This window comes from Pseudomonas sp. P5_A12 (assembly GCF_056400685.1).
In genome coordinates, this window is sequence record NZ_JBFUKU010000386.1 from 1 (window position 1) to 4,187 (window position 4,187).

General features: G+C 58.9%; 4 protein-coding genes. 1 reads left to right on the forward strand and 3 read right to left on the reverse strand.

The genetic code is table 11. The annotated features are described in order from the left end of the window. On the forward strand, window positions 1-778 hold a 778-nt coding region (locus tag AC1DSG_RS28405; RefSeq protein WP_477793840.1), incomplete at its 5' end, for a GGDEF domain-containing protein. A gap of 119 nt (window positions 779-897) precedes the next feature. Here AC1DSG_RS28405 and AC1DSG_RS28410 read toward each other — a convergent pair. The 3 genes from AC1DSG_RS28410 to AC1DSG_RS28420 all read right to left on the reverse strand — a co-directional run. Then, on the reverse strand, window positions 898-2,112 hold the full coding sequence (locus AC1DSG_RS28410; protein WP_477793841.1) for an HDOD domain-containing protein: 1,215 nt from the start codon (window positions 2,110-2,112) through the stop codon (window positions 898-900). Between the two features lie 137 nt (window positions 2,113-2,249). Next, complete coding sequence (gene gabT, locus AC1DSG_RS28415) at window positions 2,250-3,527, reverse strand: 4-aminobutyrate--2-oxoglutarate transaminase (protein ID WP_477793842.1); 1,278 nt, start codon at window positions 3,525-3,527, stop codon at window positions 2,250-2,252. A gap of 183 nt (window positions 3,528-3,710) precedes the next feature. Then, on the reverse strand, window positions 3,711-4,187 hold a 477-nt coding region (locus AC1DSG_RS28420; RefSeq protein ID WP_477793843.1), incomplete at its 5' end, for an aldehyde dehydrogenase family protein.

Here is a 4,187-nt window from a genome sequence, read left to right on the forward strand (position 1 = left end):
GATTTTCGGTCGTACCACCGCCAGCTTACTGTCCGACTACAACGAATGGCGTGACAGCATTTACCCCGACGATCTGGACTATGCCGAACGCAGCCTTGCCGAAGTGCTGGTCAAAGGCGCGATTGAAGACCGCGAATACCGCATCATCAATGCCGACGGACAGGTGCGTTGGCTCAGCGACAAATGCTTCGTCAACCGTCAGGCCGAGCCCGGCCAACCGGTGATCATTGTCGGTATTGCTGAAGACATCACCGAAAAGAAACGCACGGAAGCCGAGCTGCAACGCCTGGCCACCACCGACGTGCTGACTCAAAGCAGCAATCGCCGGCACTTCTTCGAATGCGCGCAACGCGAGTTTGCACAGGCACGCCAACAAGGCGCGCCACTGGCGTTCCTGTTGCTGGACATCGATGATTTCAAAGTGATCAACGACACTTACGGCCACCTGCAAGGTGACACGGTGCTGCAACAGATCGCTGAAAGCGGTCGCAGCGCATTACGTCGTGGTGATGTATTTGGCCGGATTGGCGGTGAAGAGTTCGCGGCGGTATTTCCGGGCTGCGCTCCCGACATGGCCATGCAAGTGGCCGAGCGCCTGCAACGGCAGATTCAGCAATTGAGCTTCAGCCATGACGGCCAGACCTTCGGCATCACCGTCAGCCAGGGTTTGACCAGTCTCACCGACGAAGACGAAAGCCTCGACAGCCTGTTCGCCCGCGCAGATGCGGCGATGTATGAAGCCAAACGGCAGGGCAAGAACCGCATCACCGCCGCTTAATTGCCCAAAACCTGCCCCCCCTGTAGGAGCGAAGCGATAGCGCCCTGACAGTCAAAGTGATGTTCACCGAAACACCGCTATCGCGAGCAGGCTCACTCCTACAAGGGTATTCGGCAGGCCTATTTTTTGCGCAATCGCACGAGCTCAGGCAAGCCGATCTTGAGCAACCGTGCCGTCCGGCTTTTCGCCAACGCTTCAACCCCCTCGTGCTCGGTCAGGCGCGCCAATTGCGCCGCCATGTTCATCACCAGCGCTTCACGTGAGTAAACCCCACCACCGAGCTGATAGACCGCCGCAATCAGCTCTCGCAGCTCTAGCGGCAGACGCCAACGAGTGCGCAACGCCGAACCGTAGGCTGCACCGAACTCTGCGAGCGCATCGCCCACCTCTTGCCACTTATCCAGCTCACCCCCAGCCTGCTTCCACTCTTGCAAACACCGCAGCAAAGCCAGGTCGCCAAGACGATGCAGCATGCCCGCGCAGTAACAGCGCTCTTGTTCAAGATCCAGCAAGCGCGCCAGGGTGCGGGCGTACTCGGCGGTGTGCAGCGACAACTCCCAATAACGCTCGGCATAGTCCGCCAGTATCGGATCTACAAGCCGGGCACTGCGCTTGAGCGCCAACCCCAGAATCAGGTTCATGCTTTGCCCGGAGCCCAAACGATGCAAGGCCTGAGACAGGGTCTGCACGGGGTCGCCAATGTGACGCCCCGCGCTGTTCGCGGCGGCGATCAGCACAGCGGTAATTTGCGGATCGGTGCGAATTTCGTCTTCCAGGCGCTTCAGATCGAGACCGTTGGGATTGAGGCTGCGTTGAACCGCAATCCGCACGTCAGTCATTAACGATGCACCGTCAGTCAGTTCTCGATGACGTTCCAGATACACCGATAACGTCATGCCCGGCGCCAACGTTGGCACCTCACAGGACACCTCCTCGCCCGCGTTCAGCAGCAGACCCTGCAGACGCCGGGTCAGGTTTTCCATGTTCAGGGGTTTGGTCAGGTACGCCGTGGGCGCCATAGGCAAAGCCTCGCGCACGCTGGCACTGTCGTTGCGACTGCTCATCAGAATGAACGGCATCGGCGGATTGCGCCTGCGTTGGCGCACATTGCGCAAAACATTCAAGCCATCGACACCGGGCAACTCCCAGTCTACGATCGCCAAGTCGTAAGGAGTCTCCGCCAGCCTGTCTATTGCCTGCTGGCCATCGGCGCACAAGTCCAGCCGCGCATCGCATCGCACATTCAATAACACTTGCTTGAGCAAGTCTCGGGACCAAGGGTCCGCCTCGGCAATCAGCACTCTCGGTGTAGCGGGTAAATCAACGACAGTCATGCAGCACGCTCCCTCGCAATGCTTGAACCTCAGCCAACACTGGCGAATCGATACAGAACAATTGGCCTCAATCATGTTTCATGAGGCGTAAAAAAACCCGCCGAAGCGGGTTTTTTGTCGATCAGCTCACAAATCAATCAGAGCTCGGAGAAACACTCTTCGATGATCGCCAGACCTTGGTCCAGTTGCTCGTCCGGCGAAGTCAGCGGTACCAGGACGCGCAGAACGTTGCCGTAAGTGCCGCAAGACAGCAGGATCAAGCCCTTATCGCGCGCCTTGGCCACCACCGACGCTACCGCAGCAGCGTTTGGCTTGTGGCTGTCGCCGTTTTCGAACAGCTCGACAGCGATCATCGCGCCCAGGGCACGGACTTCGCCAATCACTGGGTATTTGGCCTGGATAGCCTTCAGACCAGTGACCAGACGCTCACCGACGGCCTTGCAGCGGTCCAGGAGGTGTTCTTCTTCGAACACTTCCATTACGGCCAGGGCCGCGGCGCATGCGATCGGGCTACCGGCGTAAGTGCCGCCCAGGCCGCCTGGAGCAATGGCGTCCATGTATTCAGCCTTGCCGCACACACCGGCCAGCGGGAAGCCGCCAGCGATGGATTTGGCGAACGTGGTCAGGTCGGCAGCAACGCCCATCTGTTCCATGGCGAAGAAGGTGCCGGTACGGCCAGCGCCGGTTTGCACTTCGTCAGCGATCAACAGGATGCCGTGCTGGTCGCACAGGGCGCGCAGACGCTTCATGAACTCTTTAGGCGCGACGTAGAAACCACCTTCGCCCTGAACCGGCTCGATGATGATGGCAGCAATGTCACGCGGCTCGGCGTCGTTCTTGAAGATGCGTTCAATGCTGGCGATCGAGTCATCGACGCTCACACCGTGCAGTTCGTTCGGGTACAGCGCGCGGAACACGCCGCCTGGCATCAGGCCCATGCCAGCCGAGTAAGGCACGACTTTACCGGTCAGGCCCAAGGTCATCATGGTGCGACCGTGGTAAGCGCCAGTGAAAGCGATCACCCCAGCGCGGCCAGTGGCGGCACGGGCGATTTTCACGGCGTTTTCTACCGCTTCGGAACCGGTGGTGACCAACAGGGTTTTCTTGGCGAAATCACCTGGCACCTTGGCGTTGATTTTTTCGCACACTTCTACGTACGGTTCGTAAGCCAGTACTTGGAAGCAAGTATGGGTCAGCTTGTTCAGCTGCTCGGTCACAGCAGCGATGATTTTCGGATGCACGTGACCGGTGTTCAGCACGGCAATACCGCCGGCGAAGTCGATGAACTCGCGACCTTCAACGTCGGTCACGGTGGCGTTCTTCGCGGACTCGGCGAAGATCGGGTGAATCTGGCCAACACCGCGTGGTACAGCGGCTTCGCGGCGTTTCATCAGGGATGCGTTAGTCTTGCTCATAAAGTCCTCATTCACCGCTCATCGGGCGGCGTGGTTCAAGGAAAATGCGGCGGGGAGGCAACTACGGCAGCATGCGATGATCGACTGCCACAGCTTTCCCAACCACAGAGAAAATTCCGTTTGAAGCGCGCAAAGGGACAGCGCTCTCGTGCCCTTTGCGTTTAAAGCAATGCCTTGCTGGGCTTAGATGCCCAGGCAGAGGTATTTGATTTCCAGATAATCTTCGATGCCGTACTTGGAGCCTTCACGGCCCAGGCCCGAGGCCTTGATGCCGCCGAACGGCGCGACTTCGTTGGAGATCAACCCGGTGTTGACGCCAACCATGCCGTACTCCAGGGCTTCAGCTACACGGAACACACGACCCAGGTCGCGAGCATAGAAGTACGAGGCCAGACCGAACTCGGTGTCGTTGGACATCGCGATCACTTCGGCTTCGTCTTTGAAGCGGAACAGCGGCGCCAATGGACCGAAGGTTTCTTCCTTGGCCACGGCAGCGTTCTTTGGCACGTTGGTCAGAATGGTCGGCTCAAAGAAATTGCCTTCCATGACCTTGCCACCTGCCAGAACGGTCGCGCCTTTGCTGATCGCGTCAGCAATGTGTTCTTGAACCTTGGCCACGGCTTTTTCGTCGATCAACGGGCCAGTGGTGGTGCCTTCTTC

Coding starts and splice junctions, on each gene's coding strand:
- AC1DSG_RS28410 (WP_477793841.1), bottom strand. CDS start 2,112: ATGACTGTCGTTGATTTACCCGCTACACCGAGAGTGCTGATTGCCGAG.
- gabT (WP_477793842.1), bottom strand. CDS start 3,527: ATGAGCAAGACTAACGCATCCCTGATGAAACGCCGCGAAGCCGCTGTA.